Annotated in this window: 17 protein-coding genes; 10 read left to right on the forward strand and 7 right to left on the reverse strand. The window is 68.5% G+C overall.

What is annotated here, in order from left to right; translation table 11 throughout:
* The first annotated feature begins 21 nt into the window (after nt 1–21).
* The 4 genes from ribD to KBZ19_RS11565 all read left to right on the forward strand — a co-directional run bounded on the left by ribD (nt 22) and on the right by KBZ19_RS11565 (nt 4093).
* Nucleotides 22–1095 carry a bifunctional diaminohydroxyphosphoribosylaminopyrimidine deaminase/5-amino-6-(5-phosphoribosylamino)uracil reductase RibD gene (gene ribD, locus KBZ19_RS11550; RefSeq protein WP_255101146.1) on the forward strand — a complete coding sequence of 358 codons (1074 nt, stop codon included), beginning with the start codon at nt 22–24 and terminating at the stop codon, nt 1093–1095.
* A gap of 48 nt (nt 1096–1143) precedes the next feature.
* Entirely contained in the window at nt 1144–2184 is a 1041-nt protein-coding gene (locus tag KBZ19_RS11555; protein ID WP_255101038.1) for a mechanosensitive ion channel family protein, read from the forward strand.
* Nucleotides 2185–2201: 17 nt separating this feature from the next.
* Nucleotides 2202–3731: a peptide ligase PGM1-related protein gene (locus KBZ19_RS11560; protein WP_255101147.1), complete on the forward strand. Its 1530-nt coding sequence runs from the start codon at nt 2202–2204 to the stop codon at nt 3729–3731.
* Nucleotides 3732–3814: 83 nt separating this feature from the next.
* Nucleotides 3815–4093: a DUF427 domain-containing protein gene (locus KBZ19_RS11565; protein WP_094512630.1), complete on the forward strand. Its 279-nt coding sequence runs from the start codon at nt 3815–3817 to the stop codon at nt 4091–4093.
* A 4-nt stretch (nt 4094–4097) separates the two neighbouring features.
* Here KBZ19_RS11565 and KBZ19_RS11570 read toward each other — a convergent pair whose 3' ends face one another.
* Nucleotides 4098–4715, reverse strand: coding sequence for a DUF3598 family protein (locus KBZ19_RS11570; RefSeq protein WP_255101039.1), 618 nt, complete (start codon nt 4713–4715; stop codon nt 4098–4100).
* 418 nt (nt 4716–5133) lie between these two features.
* Here KBZ19_RS11570 and KBZ19_RS11575 point away from each other — a divergent pair, with 418 nt between their 5' ends.
* Nucleotides 5134–6261, forward strand: a complete 1128-nt coding sequence (locus KBZ19_RS11575) for a fatty acid desaturase (RefSeq protein WP_255101040.1) — start codon at nt 5134–5136, stop codon at nt 6259–6261.
* 222 nt (nt 6262–6483) lie between these two features.
* Here KBZ19_RS11575 and KBZ19_RS11580 read toward each other — a convergent pair whose 3' ends face one another.
* The 3 genes from KBZ19_RS11580 to KBZ19_RS11590 all read right to left on the reverse strand — a co-directional run bounded on the left by KBZ19_RS11580 (nt 6484) and on the right by KBZ19_RS11590 (nt 8033).
* Nucleotides 6484–6711 (reverse strand): hypothetical protein, encoded by a 228-nt coding sequence (locus KBZ19_RS11580; protein WP_255101041.1) that lies wholly within the window; start codon nt 6709–6711, stop codon nt 6484–6486.
* Between the two features lie 525 nt (nt 6712–7236).
* The gene (locus KBZ19_RS11585; protein ID WP_255101042.1) at nt 7237–7701 is read right to left on the reverse strand and encodes a DUF427 domain-containing protein; all 465 of its coding nucleotides are present in this window, start codon (nt 7699–7701) and stop codon (nt 7237–7239) included.
* A gap of 32 nt (nt 7702–7733) precedes the next feature.
* Nucleotides 7734–8033: a hypothetical protein gene (locus tag KBZ19_RS11590; RefSeq protein ID WP_144036994.1), complete on the reverse strand. Its 300-nt coding sequence runs from the start codon at nt 8031–8033 to the stop codon at nt 7734–7736.
* A gap of 261 nt (nt 8034–8294) precedes the next feature.
* Between KBZ19_RS11590 and KBZ19_RS11595 the strand changes: the two genes are divergently transcribed.
* Together KBZ19_RS11595 and KBZ19_RS11600 are read left to right on the forward strand one after the other, a co-directional pair.
* Nucleotides 8295–8873 carry a rhomboid family intramembrane serine protease gene (locus tag KBZ19_RS11595; protein WP_255101043.1) on the forward strand — a complete coding sequence of 193 codons (579 nt, stop codon included), beginning with the start codon at nt 8295–8297 and terminating at the stop codon, nt 8871–8873.
* A 49-nt stretch (nt 8874–8922) separates the two neighbouring features.
* Entirely contained in the window at nt 8923–9192 is a 270-nt protein-coding gene (locus KBZ19_RS11600; protein WP_255101044.1) for a hypothetical protein, read from the forward strand.
* Between the two features lie 92 nt (nt 9193–9284).
* Here KBZ19_RS11600 and KBZ19_RS11605 read toward each other — a convergent pair whose 3' ends face one another.
* The 3 genes from KBZ19_RS11605 to KBZ19_RS11615 form a co-directional block, all read right to left on the reverse strand.
* Nucleotides 9285–9530: a Nif11-like leader peptide family natural product precursor gene (locus KBZ19_RS11605; protein ID WP_255101045.1), complete on the reverse strand. Its 246-nt coding sequence runs from the start codon at nt 9528–9530 to the stop codon at nt 9285–9287.
* A gap of 191 nt (nt 9531–9721) precedes the next feature.
* A complete protein-coding gene (locus tag KBZ19_RS11610; protein WP_233132934.1) occupies nt 9722–10528 on the reverse strand; it encodes a potassium channel family protein in 807 nt (268 codons plus the stop codon).
* A 74-nt stretch (nt 10529–10602) separates the two neighbouring features.
* Nucleotides 10603–11289 carry an SOS response-associated peptidase gene (locus tag KBZ19_RS11615; RefSeq protein WP_255101046.1) on the reverse strand — a complete coding sequence of 229 codons (687 nt, stop codon included), beginning with the start codon at nt 11287–11289 and terminating at the stop codon, nt 10603–10605.
* A 108-nt stretch (nt 11290–11397) separates the two neighbouring features.
* Here KBZ19_RS11615 and ftsH point away from each other — a divergent pair, with 108 nt between their 5' ends.
* The 3 genes from ftsH to lexA all read left to right on the forward strand — a co-directional run bounded on the left by ftsH (nt 11398) and on the right by lexA (nt 15218).
* Nucleotides 11398–13296 (forward strand): ATP-dependent zinc metalloprotease FtsH, encoded by a 1899-nt coding sequence (ftsH, locus tag KBZ19_RS11620; RefSeq protein WP_094512639.1) that lies wholly within the window; start codon nt 11398–11400, stop codon nt 13294–13296.
* Between the two features lie 106 nt (nt 13297–13402).
* Complete coding sequence (argF, locus tag KBZ19_RS11625; protein WP_255101047.1) at nt 13403–14386, forward strand: ornithine carbamoyltransferase; 984 nt, start codon at nt 13403–13405, stop codon at nt 14384–14386.
* Between the two features lie 187 nt (nt 14387–14573).
* Complete coding sequence (lexA, locus tag KBZ19_RS11630) at nt 14574–15218, forward strand: transcriptional repressor LexA (protein WP_255101148.1); 645 nt, start codon at nt 14574–14576, stop codon at nt 15216–15218.
* The last annotated feature ends 45 nt before the right edge of the window (nt 15219–15263 follow it).

The raw sequence follows: 15263 nt of genomic DNA on the forward strand, positions 1-15263 counted from the left end.
CACCGCCCCTGGCTGGCCTGGATGGACCGGGCGCTGCAACTGGCCGCCCTCGGCCAGGGCCGCACCAGCCCGAACCCGATGGTGGGCGCCGTGGTGCTCAGCGCCGACGGCACCCTGGTGGGGGAGGGCTTCCATGCCGCCGCCGGGCAGCCGCATGCGGAGGTGGGGGCGCTGGCCCAGGCCGGGGCACGAGCCCGGGGGGGCACCCTGCTGGTGACCCTGGAGCCGTGCTGCCACCACGGCCGCACGCCACCGTGCAGCGAGGCCGTGATCGCCGCCGGCATCCGCCGGGTGGTGGTGGCGATGGAGGATCCCGATTCGCGCGTGGCGGGCGGTGGCCTCGCCCGGCTGCGGCAGGCGGGGGTGGAGGTGATCGGCGGGGTGCGTCAGGCGCAGGCCCTGGAACTCAATCGCGCCTTCGTGCACAGGGTGCTCAACGGCAGGCCGCTGGGCCTGCTCAAGTGGGGCATGAGCCTCGACGGGCGCACCGCCCTGCCCAGCGGGCAGAGCCAGTGGATCACCGGCCCCCCCGCCCGCGACTGGGTGCACCGTCTGCGGGCCCGCTGCGATGCCGTGATCGTGGGCGGCGGCACCGTGCGGGCCGACAACCCGTTGCTCACCAGCCGCGGCCGGCGCCAGCCCGAACCGCTGCGGGTGGTGCTGAGCCGCCAGCTGGAGCTGCCCGGCCGGCCAATGCAGCTCTGGGATCAGCAGCAGGCCCGCACCCTGGTGGCCCATGGCCCTGAGGCACCGCAGCAGCGCCGTGACGCACTGGCGGCCCTCGGTGTGGAAACGCTGGAGCTGAGCGCCTGCGAACCCCGGCCGCTGCTGGCGGCCCTGGCTGGACGCGGCTGCAACCAGGTGCTGTGGGAATGCGGGCCCAGCCTGGCGGCCGCCGCCCTGCGGCAGGGTTGCGTGCAGCGGCTGGCAGCCGTGATCGCGCCGCGGCTGCTCGGTGGGGCGGCCGCCCGCACGCCGCTGGGTGATCTGGAGCTGGCAGACCTGGCGGAAGCCCGGCTGTGGACCGGCCAACAGCTGAGCCGCTGCGGTCCCGATCTGCTCTGGGAGCTGGAGGCGCCGGAGCCTGATCCATAAAGCGCCGGAGCCTGATCCGTAGGGTGTCGGGCAGCCACCACGGCCGCCATGCCGGTGCCTGCCCTGCTGCCCCCCCGCTTCCCGATACCGATCGCCGGCCTGCTGCTGGCGGTGGCGGTGTGGGTGGCCTTGCAGCTGATCGGCACACGCATGCGGCGGGATTCCCTGGCCCGGGCCCTGCTGATGCGCAGCCGGCTCAGCCTCTGCCTGACGATCCTGCTGGCCAGCGTGGGCTGGTGGGTGGCCACGCTGATCGGCACCGAGCTGCTGCCGCTGCCGCGCGGCGGGCTGGAGGTGCGCGACGGGCTGATCGTGATCGGCCTGGTCTGGACGGTGCTGCGCTGCAAGGGGGAGCTGCTGCGCCGGGTGGACACCTACTCCAAGCAGGTGTTCCCGAACCTGCCAGAGCGCGACCGCCTGTTCCTGTTCGACCTGGCCGACAAGCTGATCGCGATTCTGGTGGCGGTGATCGTCACCCTGGAGCTGCTGCGGCTGCTCGGCACCCCCACGGCGTTGCTCGCCACCGCCGGCGGCTTCGGGGCGGCGGCCCTCGGCTTCGGCGCCAAGACGATCGTGGAGAACGCCCTCAGCGGCATCAGCCTTTACATCAACCGCCCCTTCGTGGTGGGGGATGTCATCCGCATCCCCTCCGAAGAGCTGACCGGCACCGTGGTTCAGATCGGCTGGTTCTACACCCAGCTGCGCGATCCCGAGCGGCAACCGGTGTTCATTCCCAATGGCCTGTTCACCACCCAGCCGGTGATCAACATCGCCCGCATCGATAACCGCAGGATCTGGATCGATTTCGGCGTGCGCTACGAGGATCGCCCTGTGCTGGAGGTGATCATCAACGCCCTGCAGCACCAGCTGGCCGCCGATCCCGCCATCGATCACGACAAGACCCTGGCGGTGCATTTCGTGGGCTACGGCGAGTCCAGCCTGCAGTTGCGGCTGCTCTGCCACGCCAGCGATGGCGACATGGCCACTGCCTGGGACCTGCAGCAACGGCTGCTGCTGCAGATCGGCCGGGTGGTGGAGGAGCACGGTGCCCAGATGCCAGCTCCGCTCCACTCCCTGCTCAAGACTTGAGCCGCTGCCCCCTCACCATGCCGCTCACCTTCGAGGAACTCCAACAGCAGCTGCGGCCCGCCTGGGGGGCACTGGATGTGGGCGCCAGCGATGGCTTCGATCCCGAGGGCTGTGATCTGCTGGTGGTGCCGTCGTTGAGCCTGGATCAGAACCAGATCGACCTGGTGGCCGGCGCTCACCACTACGAGGAGCGGCAGCTGTTCTCGCTGATCAGCCTGCGGCATCCGGCTGTGCAGGCCGTATACCTCACCAGCAAGCTGCTGCCCGATCTGGTGGTGGATGCGGTGCTGGAGCTGCTGCCGGGGGTGCCCGCCTCCCACGCCCGGCGCCGGTTGCAGCTGTTCGACACCGACGACGCCTCGCCGCGGCCCCTCACCCAGAAACTGCTGGAGCGGCCCGCCCTGCTGCAGCGCATCCGCGAGCGGCTGCGTCCCGGCCGCAGCTTCATGACCTGCTTCAACGTGACGCCACTGGAGAAGGAACTCTCGGTGCGGCTGCAGGTACCGCTGCTGGGCACCGATCCCGGTCTGGGGCGCTGGGGCAGCAAGGCGGGCAGCCGCGAGCTGTTCCGCCGCTGCGGGGTGCCCCATCCGGCCGGCAGCGCGCTGGTGCACGATCTCGACGCTCTCAGCGAGGCCACCGCTGCCCTGTGGGAGGCCCATCCGGATCTGGAGCGGGTGGTGGTGAAGCTGAACGAAGGCTTCAGTGGCGAAGGCAACGCCCCGCTGGAGCTGGGGCCGCTGCAGCTGGCGGAACGCAGTGGCGGCGAACGGCGCCGGCTGCTGCGTCAGGTGCTGGAGGTGCTGCCGATGCCGCCGCCCCAGTGGCAGCAGTTGCTGGTGGAGCAGGGGGCCCTGGTGGAGGCCTGGCTGCAGGGGGGAGAGGCGCTCAGCTCACCCAGCGTGCAGGGCACGATCCACCCGGGCGGGCAGGTGGAGATGCTCTCCACCCACGAGCAGATCCTCGGCGGTCCGAACGGGCAGACGTATCAGGGCTGCCGCTTCCCCGCCGACGCCGCCTACCGGGAGGCGCTGCTGCGCCATGGGCGGGCGGTGGGGGAAGCGCTGGCGCAGGAGGGCGCGCTGGAGCGCTTCGCGGTGGATTTCATCGCCCGCCGCTTCGCTGAGCAGTGGGATGTGCAGGCGATCGAGGTGAACCTGCGCAAAGGGGGCACCACCCATCCGTTCATGGCCCTGCGCTACGCCACCAATGGCCGGATCGATCCGGTCAGTGGCGTGTTCCATTCGCCCACGGGCCAGGAGCTCTGCTATGTGGCCACCGACAACCTTTGCGATGCCCGCCTGCGCGGTCTGTTGCCGATCGACCTGATCGACATCGTGGCCGTGGCGGGGCTGCACTTCGATCCCGCGGAGCTGCGCGGCAGCCTGTTTCACCTGCTGGGTTGCCTGTCCCAGTACGGCAAGCTTGGCATGACTTGCATCGGCCATGACGCCGCCGAAGCCAGTCGCCTCTACCAGGCCACAGCCGAGCGGTTGATGCAGGGCGCGCAGGCGCTGCGGCGGGAGCCACACCCCGGCACACGCTGAGGTGGCCACATCAGCGGCAGCCTGGCCCGGCGCGACAACCCTCTGCGAAAGGCCCGAAAATGGAGGGCCCCTGTGCCTTTTCCATGGAAGCCCGCTGGAACGACTGCGTGATCGCCTCCAGTGACGACATCGTCAAGCTCGAAGGCAATGCCTACTTCCCGCCGCAGGCCCTGCGGCCGGAATGCTTCCGCCCCTCCACGCACCGCAGCGTCTGTGGCTGGAAGGGGGAAGCCCACTACTACGACGTGGTGGTGGGAGACCAGGTGAACGTCAATGCCGCCTGGTTCTACCCGTCGCCCAAGCCAGCCGCGGAGGAGATCGCCGGACGGGTGGCCTTCTGGAAAGGCGTCAGCGTGGCCTGAACGCTCAAGCCAACGCGGCCAGCTGCGGCAGCGGCAGCCCGTGGGGTCCGTAGGCCCGCTGCAGGTGGTGGACCAGCCCTGGCTCCGGCGTCCAGCGCAGTTCCGTGATCAGCGGTTCACCCGGCAGGCGCGGGTTGGTGGTTTCCAGCTGCAGGTTCGCCTCCAGCTGCCAAAGCTCCCGGCTGCCGCCGGCGGGCTGGCGACGCACCCGATGGGGCGCTGCCGGCGCCGCCTCCTGGAGGCCGGGGCGGGCTTCCACCACCAGCACCACGGCTTCGAGGCGCTCGGCGCCGTGCCGCACCACCACCCGCCGGCGCCGCTCGCCGTGCACGAGGCAGAGCTCGGTGAGACAGCTCCAGGGGCCCACCTTGTCGGGGCCGAGGCTCCAGTGCCCCTGCGGGGAGATCTCCATCTCGGCGGGAGGCTCCTGAAACCGCATCGTGGCAACCCGGCCGGTGTGGCGGTAGGTGAGGGCGGCCTCCACGTTGCCGTCCACCTCCCGCACCTCCAGTCCGGTGGGAAAGCGCTCAGCTTCGATCCCGGCCCCATCCAGCCGGATGAAGGTGCCCTCCCACAGCCCGGCGCTGGCATCGAGAAGGATCTGGCGCGGCGATCGGGGCATGGGGCGCTGGTAAGACCGCCCATGCTGGCAAGCATGGCGCTGGCCGCGCGAGCGGAGGCACTGAACGGCCTGCGCCATGGTGCGGCCGGCGCCTGGTCCGGGACAGGGGCCTTGGCCAAGGCTGGTGGCTGGGTCATCGCCGGTGGCTTCGTTCCGCAGCAGGCCTGCCTACCATCGGGGAATCATCGTGATTCCGAGGCCCGCGCCTGAGCCTTCAATTGCTGCTGACCTGCAGCCCCCTTCTCCGTCCACTCACGGCTTCGGCGGCAGCCGCCCCCCAACGATGATCCCGTCCGTCACCACTTCCACCCAACCTGGCGCCAATTCGCCGGGCCCGACGTCACGCGCTGCGGCTGCGCAGAGCAGGCCTTCAGTTGCCGCCCAGCCGCAAGCAGGCCAGGCCCTGCCATCCCGCCGCGTGCGCCGCTCCGATTTCATCCTCACCCCCTATTGCCGCAGCGACGACCGCATCGCTGCCTGGCAGCTGGTCAACACCGTGGTGCCCTACCTGTTGCTGTGGGCGTTGGTGATGCGGCTGCTGGCAGCCGGTCACCCTTGGCTGTGCGCCCCGTTGCTGGTGGTGATGGTGCTGTTCTCCGGGCGGTGCTTTTCGCTGATGCACGATTGCGGCCACCGCTCGCTGTTCCGCACCGCCTGGATGAACCGGGGCGCGGGCTTCCTGCTGGGTGTGATCAATGCCATTCCGCAGCATCCCTGGTCGGAAGGGCACGCCTATCACCACCGCCACAACGGCAACTGGGAGCTCTACCGAGGCCCATCGGCGCTGATTTCGGTAGACGAATTCCTCAACCTCTCAGCCGGCCAGCAGCGTTTTTACCAGTTTCTGCGTCACCCGCTGATGCTGTTTCCCGGTGGCTTCTTCTATCTGGTGATCAAGCCCCGCGTGGCCCTGTTGCTTGGCAGTGTGGATGCGCTGCGCCATGCGGCGCGCACCTGGCGCCAGAACCCACGCACGCCCTTCAACAAACTGCTCAGCACCCACACCTCAAAGCACTGGTATTCCACTTCCCAGTTTGTTGATCTGCTTCTGAACAACATCTGCGTGATCAGCGGCTGGGTGCTGCTCTCCCATTGGCTGGGGGCCGGACGTTTCTGGAGTGTGTATTCGATCGTGATGGCTTGCTCGGCGGCGCTGTTCATCTGCATCTTCTTCGTGCAGCACAACTTTGAAACCTCCTATGCCCATCGCACCGAGGGCTGGAGTGGCTTAACCGGTGCTCTCGATGGCACGAGCCTTTTGTTGTTGCCGCCGATCCTGAACTGGTTCACCGCCGACATCGGCTTCCACAACATCCATCACCTCTGCGAAACGATCCCGAACTACCGCCTGCGGGCCTGCCACGAACGCAACGCAGAGCTCCTGAAACACGCCCAGGTTCTGCACATCCGCGACATACCGGATTGCTTCAAGTTCGTCCTGTGGGATCGCAACCGCGATCGCCTGCAGTCGGTGGCGGCCGCCCTTGCGGAAGCGTTGGCCGGCGCCGCCGGGCCACAGGCTCCCGTGGTTGAGGCGCGGGCCTGAGGGGGCACCTCCCTCAGGGGCAGGGTGTCAGCCCGAATGACGGCGTCGGCCTCAACCCCCGGGCCGGGCTTCAGACATTGATTGGTTCAGCAACCCGACGCTCTCAGGCTGACGTCATTGCTTGGGCGCCATTCGCGTTGATTGATCTAGGCACCAGGGTGTGGCTCCTTGATGCCTCTGGACGCCGATAACGGCGCCCGTTTCGGAGGATCTGCTCGGTGCTCAGCGCTCGCCGAGCAGCTCAGCCCAGCTGAGTGGCTGGTGGGCGCGCTCCTTGCTGCGACGCGCTTTCGAGGCCATGGAAGCCAGGCCGGCGAAGTGGCTGGCGCGATCAATGCAGCAGAACAGGGCGCTGGTGGCGGCCGGGGCCGGCAGCACCTGGCGGCGGGCCGATCGGGTGGTACGCGTCGCCGGGCTGGTGGTGGTGGGCAAGGTGGTGGTGATGGTCATGGAAACAGTGGGCATGAAAAAACGGGTCAAGAACGTTGGATGAAGTGAAAAAGCGGGGCATGGAAACGCCCAGGAGCAAGGAGCAAGCACGGCACGGACCCAGAAAGCCCGGGCTTGACGCAGAAACACTGGATCCGGCCACGAGGCGCCGTTGGATCCAGTCACCGAACAAGCCGCCTCACGCGCTGCGTGAGAAAGGGCCATCAAGGGAGGAAGGCCGGAGCCGGATTGACCACGAGCAGAGGAAGACCGGAATCCCGGAAAGCCATCCAGCTCTTGCCTGGCGCTGAAGCGATGCAGCCAGGCGATGAAACAGGTGGGTTGAGCCAGCTTGGAGGAAGCCGCTGAAACAAACCGTTGATTGAATCGGCCCCTCGCGGAGCTTCGGCCGACACTTCACCGTACACCCTCCAGGGAATTCCACGATGCTGCGGATCGGATCGGCTGCTAGTGGGGGGGGTCCGGGCAGATCAGATCCACTCCGATCAGATCAACTCTGATGAGATCCACTCTGATGAGATCCACTCAGATCAGCTCCGGATGCTGTGGATCTCCCTTGAACGGGCCGCACACCCGCGAGGTGATCCAGCCACCGTAGAAGCCTCCGGGTTGCGGCGTCACACGCTCACCATCAAGGAAACAGGCGTCCATCAGGGCCGGATAGAAGCTGAACCAGCCGGCCAGCTCACGGAACGCCGGCGTGGGGTCTGTGTAGGTCCAGCCCGCACGGCGCAGGCGCCGCTCGTCCAGCACCACATCCACGTAGGTGGCCAGCCCCTTCCACTCGCAGAAGCTGCGGCCCGGCACAGCCTCAAGCAGCTCCAGCTGCACGGCCTCCGGTGGTAGGTAGACCGTGGGGGGATGGAAGGTTTCCTTCACCAGCAGGGAGCGGTGGCTGTCGGCGAGCCGCCTGCCCAGGGCCTCCACTTCCACATGGGCTGTGCTCGCCACGAGGGCGGGGGGACGGGGATAGTCAGCGACGCGCTCCATGGTCCTGGCTGTGCTGCCGTCAGTGTGATGGCTCAGAACTTCCCCCGCAGCAGCAGCAGCGCGCCAAGGAAGAGCGGCACGTTGATCACCGCCGCGATCACCAGCACGGCACTGGCCCAGCCTGGCTGGTGAATGGCGGCGGCAGCCAGCAGGAAGCTGCCGTCCACCACCACCAGCGAGCCCATCCAGGCGAGCGGAAACCGAATCGACCCCTGACGCTGCTGGGGCTCGGCGCCCATTGGAGGGGGCGTGAGCGGGGACAAAGGTGGAGATGGGGATGGAGCCAGCGGATCCTTGAGCGAGGGGTTGTTGGAGGAAGCAGGAGCGGCCATGACGTTCCGGGGAAACTCCCAACTTCGAGAAAAACAATGGCAACGGTGGTCAGGCCTGGGAAGCCCGCCCAGCCAGCCAGCGAACGGGCTGGGGGCTCTCAGGCAGCCGGCCCGCCCCAGGCGCCCCTTACCCGATAGCGTCGGACGCGCCAAGGAGCGTTGGCTAACGATGCCGCTTCCAATCCTGCCGGGGCTGCAGCCGGCCCCAGGCCATCTCTCCGCTCATGCCTTCGCCCGCCGTTTCTCCCGCGGCTGCCGCTGATGGCGAACGGCTCCGGTGTGATGGTCAAACTGCAGCAGACCTTCTGGCTGCCGCTGTTGGTGGTGGCGGTGCCCTGGGGCCAGGAGCTGATCGACCAGATCTTCTTCGGCGGCCAGTGGAACCTGCCGATGCAGCCCGGTGGCTCGTTTATGGGCGTGCTCACGGCGCCGTTCAGCCACGGCGGCTTCGGCCACCTGATCGGCAACACCCTCTGGTTCCTGCCGCTGTCCTGGCTGGTGCTGCTGAAGAGCTGGCGCGACTACCTGGCGGTGTGGCTCGGGGTGTACGCCACCGCCATTCCGGTATGGCTGCTCTGGCCCAATGGCAGCCATGGCCTTTCGGGGGTGGTGTTCGGCCTGCTGGGCTATCTGCTGGTGATCGGTTTTCTGGAGAAGCGCCCGCTGGTGTTGGCCCTGTCGCTGTTCAGCCTGGTGAGCTACGGCGGCCTGCTGCCCAGCCTGATTCCCTTCTTCTCCCCACCGGGAGTGAGCTGGATCGGCCATGCGTCCGGATTCGCAGGCGGCATACTGGCGGCTGGGGCGATCTACCGGGAGCCCGCACCAGGACCGAGGCTTTAGGGCCTGTCCTTCGCATTGCCCTTTCCCCTTCGACTCTGCGCTTGTTCTGATGTCCTGCCCCCGCTGCGGCAGTTGGAGTGTGCGAAGGGACCGCAGCCTGGCCGGACGCATGGTGTGCGGTAACTGCAGCCTGCCGCTGGGCCCGAACGCCAGTCGCGGCGGTACTCCCCGCTCCGGTCTGCCACGCCTGGGCGGGCTCTCCCGGCTGCGGTCATGGCGCTGGACGCTGCCGCTCGGCCTGCTGCTGGTGAGCGCCTACCTGGCCCAGGTGAGCGCCGATCGCCCCCAGGAGTGGCCACCCGCCACTCAGGTCCGCTGACCGTTCGTTGAGCCGCTTAGCCGCCCCAACCCGGCGCAGCCGCGAACTGCGTGGGTGCCCTGCGCCGGCAGCTCTGCTTGAAGGCCTGCCGCTCAGCCAGGGATGAAGCTGCGCAGGCGGCGGGCATCGGCGCCAGCCCGCTGCTGCAGCTCGGCGGCGCTGCACTGCGACTCATCCCGTTCGCGCGCGGCGAGCACGTCGCGCTCCTCCACCGTGTAGCCCTCCTGGGAAGCCAGGGCGAGGAACGCCTCCAGCTCCAGCGGTTCAGCCAGGCGCGCCTGCAGAGCCGGAGTGCGGCGGGCGTGAGCCAGGAAGGCATCGAGTTGGGCGAGGCTCACGGTGTCCGGGCGGATCGGCTCTGTCCTAACGGATCGCTGCCAAAAGAACTCAGTCGAACGAGGCACTCGGGCCTCCGGCAACCGGCCAACCGGGAACCTTCGGTGCGATGGCGGGCGGTCAACCTGCTGGTGGGCGTCCGGCAGAAGGGCGTCCGGCGAAGGGCCAACTGGCGAGCGGCCAGCGTCAACCCTCAGGGCGATGGCGGACGACCGGCCTTGAGCTGCCTGAGCGCTTCCGCCACCTCCTGCGCCTCGGCGGAATTGGAGCGGTTGATCAGCAAGCCCAGCACCAGGGCCATGTAGGTGGGGCCGATCACGCAGAAGCTGATCGTGAGCATCTGCGCCTGCGGGGTCTGGGGGGCGATGTCCCCGAAGCCCACGGTGGTGAGGCAGACGAAGGCGAAATAGTTGAGCCGCACGAAATCGAGCTGCCAGATGAGCTTCTGCATCTCGGCCGAGGTGATCGGCCCGAGCAGCTGCGTCGAGGCATCCAGCGCCGTGAAACTGCCGGGCACGATCGTCTCGAGGATCGTCATCAACAGCCCGGCGGTGAGGCCGAGCAGCAGATAGCCGGCCACGGCACCCATCAGCACCCGCCGCTCCACCGTGGGCTCCAGTGCCAGCAGCGCCAGCAGCCGCAGCACGCTCCAGGTGATGAATACCGTGACCATCACCAGCAGCGGCAGCCCGCTGCGCTGCGCGCCGGCGGGGGCAAACGACCACAGCCCCTGCACCATCAGGACCGAGAGGCCCAGCAGGCGGTAAAGGAGATTGCCGAGACAGGGCCGTCCCGCGAGCCGGATCGGTCCGCCCATGGCGACCACGAGCAGCAGCAGGGTGAGCCCGTAGCCGAGGGCGCCGAGCGGGCGCCATTCCATCGGCAGGGCGAAGCTCGCCATCACCAGCACGGTGAGCAGCAGCAGGGCGGGGTAGAAGCGCAGGCGACGTTCCAGGCGCAGCAGCGCGCTGGGGTCATGCCGGAAGGCCGGAGCGAACAAGGGCGCGACCGCAGCGGGCCACCCATTGTGTCGACGGCAGCACCGAAACCAGCAGCAGCAGCCCCGGCCAGCGCTCAGCCGAACAGATCCAGCTGCGCTGCCGCTCTGCCGGTCTCCCTGGTGTCCGTGGTGTCAGTCCCGAGCGGATCCGCCTGCCAGGCCTCCGGCTCCCAGCCGCGCAGCAGCGGCTCCAGGGCCCGCAGCCCCGCGCCATCGCTGGGCGCCAGCCACGCTTCCTCCAGGCCGTCGGGAAGGATCACCGGCATGCGGCCGTGGATCGGCGCCATCAGCGCATTGGGGGAGGTGGTGAGCACGCAGCAGCTCTCCACCTCGCTGCCGTCAGGGCCGATCCAGCGGTCCCACACTCCCGCCAGCCAGAACAGCTGCTGATCGCGGCGGTGGATCCGCCAGGGCCGGCGCCGTCCCTTCGGGCCGCTCCATTCGTAGAACGCGTCGGCGGGCAACAGGCAGCGGCGGTGGCGCCAGGCGCCACGGAAGGAGGCTTTCTCCGCCACCGTCTCGGCGCGGGCGTTGATCGGCCGCGGTGCCCCGAGCGGGTCCTTGGCCCATTCCGGCAGCAGGCCCCAGAGCAGCAGGGCGGCGCCGATCACGCCGTGCTCCTGGCGCAGGGCCAGCACCGGCTCGCCCGGGCGCACCTCGGGCCGGGCGGCGTGATGGGCCGCCAGATCCGCCGGCAGGCGACCGCCGAGCCGCGGCAGCAGGCGGTCGAGATCGCTGGTGAGGGAGTAGCGGCCACACATGGCGTTACACGTTCAGGCGGGTCAGGTCACGTTCGGTTGTCACCCCCCGGTGCAGGGGCCGCTGCCTCAGGAGGGCCGCTTAGCTTGGCTCCACTGCATCTTCAGGCGATGGCCCTCCGTCAGGACGAGAACAAGCCGAACCGCCGTTTCAGCATCATCAATCTGGTGCTGATCGGCTTCGGCGTGTTGCTGCTGTTCAGCAACTTCCTGCCGAACCCGGCCACCCAGGTGCCGCGCGTCCCCTATTCCCTGTTCATCGACCAGGTCAATGACGGCAATGTCAAACGTGCCTTCATCACCCAGGATCAGATCCGCTACGAGCTGAGCAACGCCCCTGAGGGATCACCGTCGGTGCTGGCCACCACGCCGATCTTCGACATGGACCTGCCCCAGCGCCTGGAGCAGAAAGGGGTGGAATTCGCCGCTGCGCCACCGAAGCGCCCCAGCTTCTTCACCACCCTGTTGAGCTGGGTGGTGCCGCCATTGATCTTCATCGTGGTGCTGCAGTTCTTCGCCCGCCGTTCGATGGGCGGTGGCGGTGCCCAGGGCGCGCTCAGCTTCACAAAATCCAAGGCCCGCGTTTACGTGCCTGATGAGGAATCCCGCGTCACCTTCGCGGATGTGGCCGGCGTGGATGAAGCCAAGGCCGAGCTCTCCGAGATCGTCGACTTCCTCAAGACCCCTGAGCGCTATGTGGAGATCGGCGCCCGCATCCCCAAAGGCGTGCTGCTGGTGGGCCCTCCGGGCACCGGCAAAACCCTCCTGGCCAAGGCAGTGGCGGGTGAATCCGGCGTGCCGTTCTTCATCATCTCCGGCTCGGAATTCGTGGAGCTGTTCGTGGGTGCCGGTGCCGCCCGCGTGCGTGATCTGTTCGAGCAGGCCAAACAGAAGGCGCCCTGCATCATCTTCATCGACGAACTCGATGCCATCGGCAAGAGCCGGGGCGGCTCGATGGGCGTGGTGGGCGGCAACGACGAACGGGAGCAGACCCTCAACCAGTTGCTCACCGAAATGGATGGCTTCACCTCCAAGGACAAGCCGGTGATCGTGGTGGGAGCCACCAACCAGCCGGAAACCCTCGATGCCGCCCTGCTGCGTCCTGGCCGCTTCGACCGCCAGGTGCTGGTCGACCGCCCCGACCTCTCCGGCCGCAAGACGATCCTGGAGATCTACGCCGACAAGGTGAAACTCGCCCCTGGCGTCGATCTCGACAAGATCGCCCAGGCCACCAGCGGCTTCGCCGGTGCCGACCTGGCCAACCTGGTGAATGAAGCGGCCCTGCTGGCGGCACGGGTCAAGCGCACCTCGGTGGAACAGGGCGACCTCAACGAAGCGATCGAACGGGTGGTGGCGGGCCTCGAGAAGCGCAGCCGCGTCCTGCAGGACGACGAGAAGCGGGTGGTGGCCTACCACGAAGTGGGCCACGCGATCGTGGGGCACCTGATGCCCGGCGGCGCCAAGGTGGCCAAGATCTCGATCGTGCCGCGCGGCATGTCGGCACTCGGCTACACCCTGCAGCTGCCGCAGGAAGAGCGCTTCCTCAATTCCAAGGAAGACCTCGAAGGCCAGATCGCCACCCTGCTGGGCGGTCGTTCCGCCGAAGAGGTGGTGTTCGGTGAAATCACCACCGGCGCCGCCAACGACCTGCAGCGCGCTACCGATATCGCCGAGCAGATGGTGGGCACCTACGGCATGAGCGACACGCTCGGCCCCCTGGCCTACGACAAGCAGGGCGGCAACCGCTTCCTCGGCAACGGCAGCAACCCCCGCAGGGTGGTGAGCGATTCCACGGCGGTGGCGATCGACCGCGAGGTGCGCAGCCTGGTGGACCGGGCCCATGAACGGGCGCTGGCGATCCTCAAGGGGAACCGCGGCCTGCTGGAGGACATCGCCGCCAAGATCCTCGAGAAAGAGGTGATCGAAGGCGACGAGCTCAAGCAGCTGCTCTCCTCCAGCGTGATGCCTGAGGACGCCGCCTTCGCCGAGCCGGTGCCGGTTCCCGCCTGAGCCCGGCCAGTAGCCGCACCAGCACCGGCGCGTCCACCACCAGCGGGATCTCCCCCCTTGACGTCAGGGGGGTTGATCTCGCATAAGTGTTGTTTGCCGTGGGCCGATGGCGTTCTCCTTCGCCGCCCTGAACCCGCTCCAAGGCCGCGACCTGCTCTCCTCAGCCGATCTCAACGGGGACCAGACGCTGGAGCTGCTGCGGCTGGCGGCGGCGCTCAAGCGCGGTGAGCAACGCATCGATCTCGGCGGCAAAGTGCTGGGGCTGATCTTCCAGAAGGCCTCCACCCGCACGCGGGTGAGTTTTTCAGTGGCGATGGCCCGCCTCGGCGGCCAGACCCTCGACCTCAACCCGGCCGTCACCCAGGTGGGGCGCGGCGAACCGATCGCCGACACCGCCCGAGTGCTGAGCCGCTACGTGGACGTCCTGGCCATCCGCACCTTTGCCCAGAGCGAGCTGGAGGAGTACGCGCACTGGGCCTCGATTCCGGTGATCAATGCCCTCACCGATCTGGAGCACCCCTGCCAGGCCCTCGCCGACTACCTGACCCTGCAGGAGGCCTTCTGCGGCAGTGGCTCCAGCAGCCGTGCGGCGGCGGATGGCCTTGCCGGCCTCACATTGGCCTACGTGGGCGATGGCAACAATGTGGCTCACTCGCTGTTGCTCTGCGGCGCCTTACTGGGGGTGAATGTGAGGATCGGCTGCCCGCCGGGCTTTGAGCCGTCGGCGCAGGTGCTCGACCACGCCCGCCAGCTGGCGGGCAGCCGCAGCAGCATTGAGGTGAGCCACGATCCGGTGGCGGTGGTACGCGGCGCCCATGGCCTCTACACCGATGTGTGGGCCTCGATGGGGCAGGAGCAGGAGCAGCGCCAGCGCGAGCAGGCCTTCGCCGGCTTCTGCCTTGATGAAAACCTGCTGGCGGAAGCCGATCCGCGCGCGATCGTGCTCCACTGCCTGCCGGCCCACCGGGGCGAGGAGATCAGCGCCGGTGTGATCGAAGGCAGCGCCAGCCGCGTGTTCGACCAGGCGGAGAACCGCCTGCACGTGCAGCAGGCCCTGCTGGCGGCTCTCCTGGGGGGCGTGGCGGGCTGAACCGGGCCGGCGAACCGCAGTCAAAACCAGGCCAGGGACTGGACAAGTGCGCCGATCGATGGCACAAATGTACTGACCGGCAACTGTGACCTTGCCCATGGTGCCCCGCTCTGCCCCGTCCCGTTCTGGCCCATCGCGATCTGCACCATCGCGCTCCAACCCCTCGCGCGCCCCGTTCGGCGCCCCGCTGCCGCTGGCCCCTGCCGGCTCCGGCGGCGAGAACGGCCCCCAGGGCGAGCTCACCAGCGCCCAGCAGGAACTGTTCGACTGGCTCGCCGGCTACATCGGTGAACACCGCCACAGCCCCTCGATCCGCCAGATGATGGAGGCCATGGGGCTGCGCTCCCCGGCGCCGATCCAGAGCCGCCTGCGGCACCTGCAGCAGAAAGGCTGGATCACCTGGCAGGAGGGCCAGGCACGCACCCTGCAGCTGCTGGGCGGCCAGCGTCCGGGGATTCCGGTGCTGGGATCGGTGGCGGCGGGCGGGCTGGTGGAGCCCTTCCACGACAACGAGGAGCGGCTCGACCTGCAGCCCGTGCTCGACACCCGCGGCCTGTTCGCCCTCACCGTGAACGGCGACAGCATGGTGGACGCCCACATCGACCACGGCGATGTGGTGCTGATGGAGCCGGTGGCCGACCCGGCCCGGCTGAAGCCGGGCACGATCGTGGCGGCGCTTGTGCCAGGCAGCGGCACTACCCTCAAGCACTTTCAGCGGGTGGGGCACCAGGTGCGGCTGGAGGCCGCCAACCCTGCCTATGACCCGATCGTGCTGGACGCCGATCAGGTCACGGTGCAGGGCCGGCTGGTGGCCGTCTGGCGCCAGGTGTGAGGCCGCTGCCGGGGGCCAGTCAGCCTGCGGTGTAAGCTTTTCGAG

This window comes from Synechococcus sp. L2F, from assembly GCF_024345695.1.
Taxonomy (GTDB): domain Bacteria; phylum Cyanobacteriota; class Cyanobacteriia; order PCC-6307; family Cyanobiaceae; genus MW101C3.

Bases quoted from the DNA above. Each gene is read 5' to 3' on its own strand.
- ribD (WP_255101146.1), top strand. From the start codon at position 22: ATGGACCGGGCGCTGCAACTGGCCGCCCTCGGCCAGGGCCGCACCAGC.
- KBZ19_RS11555 (WP_255101038.1), top strand. From the start codon at position 1,144: ATGCCGGTGCCTGCCCTGCTGCCCCCCCGCTTCCCGATACCGATCGCC.
- KBZ19_RS11560 (WP_255101147.1), top strand. From the start codon at position 2,202: ATGCCGCTCACCTTCGAGGAACTCCAACAGCAGCTGCGGCCCGCCTGG.
- KBZ19_RS11565 (WP_094512630.1), top strand. From the start codon at position 3,815: ATGGAAGCCCGCTGGAACGACTGCGTGATCGCCTCCAGTGACGACATC.
- KBZ19_RS11570 (WP_255101039.1), bottom strand. From the start codon at position 4,715: ATGCCCCGATCGCCGCGCCAGATCCTTCTCGATGCCAGCGCCGGGCTG.
- KBZ19_RS11580 (WP_255101041.1), bottom strand. From the start codon at position 6,711: ATGACCATCACCACCACCTTGCCCACCACCACCAGCCCGGCGACGCGT.
- KBZ19_RS11585 (WP_255101042.1), bottom strand. From the start codon at position 7,701: ATGGAGCGCGTCGCTGACTATCCCCGTCCCCCCGCCCTCGTGGCGAGC.
- KBZ19_RS11590 (WP_144036994.1), bottom strand. From the start codon at position 8,033: ATGGCCGCTCCTGCTTCCTCCAACAACCCCTCGCTCAAGGATCCGCTG.
- KBZ19_RS11595 (WP_255101043.1), top strand. From the start codon at position 8,295: ATGGCGAACGGCTCCGGTGTGATGGTCAAACTGCAGCAGACCTTCTGG.
- KBZ19_RS11600 (WP_255101044.1), top strand. From the start codon at position 8,923: ATGTCCTGCCCCCGCTGCGGCAGTTGGAGTGTGCGAAGGGACCGCAGC.
- KBZ19_RS11615 (WP_255101046.1), bottom strand. From the start codon at position 11,289: ATGTGTGGCCGCTACTCCCTCACCAGCGATCTCGACCGCCTGCTGCCG.
- ftsH (WP_094512639.1), top strand. From the start codon at position 11,398: ATGGCCCTCCGTCAGGACGAGAACAAGCCGAACCGCCGTTTCAGCATC.
- argF (WP_255101047.1), top strand. From the start codon at position 13,403: ATGGCGTTCTCCTTCGCCGCCCTGAACCCGCTCCAAGGCCGCGACCTG.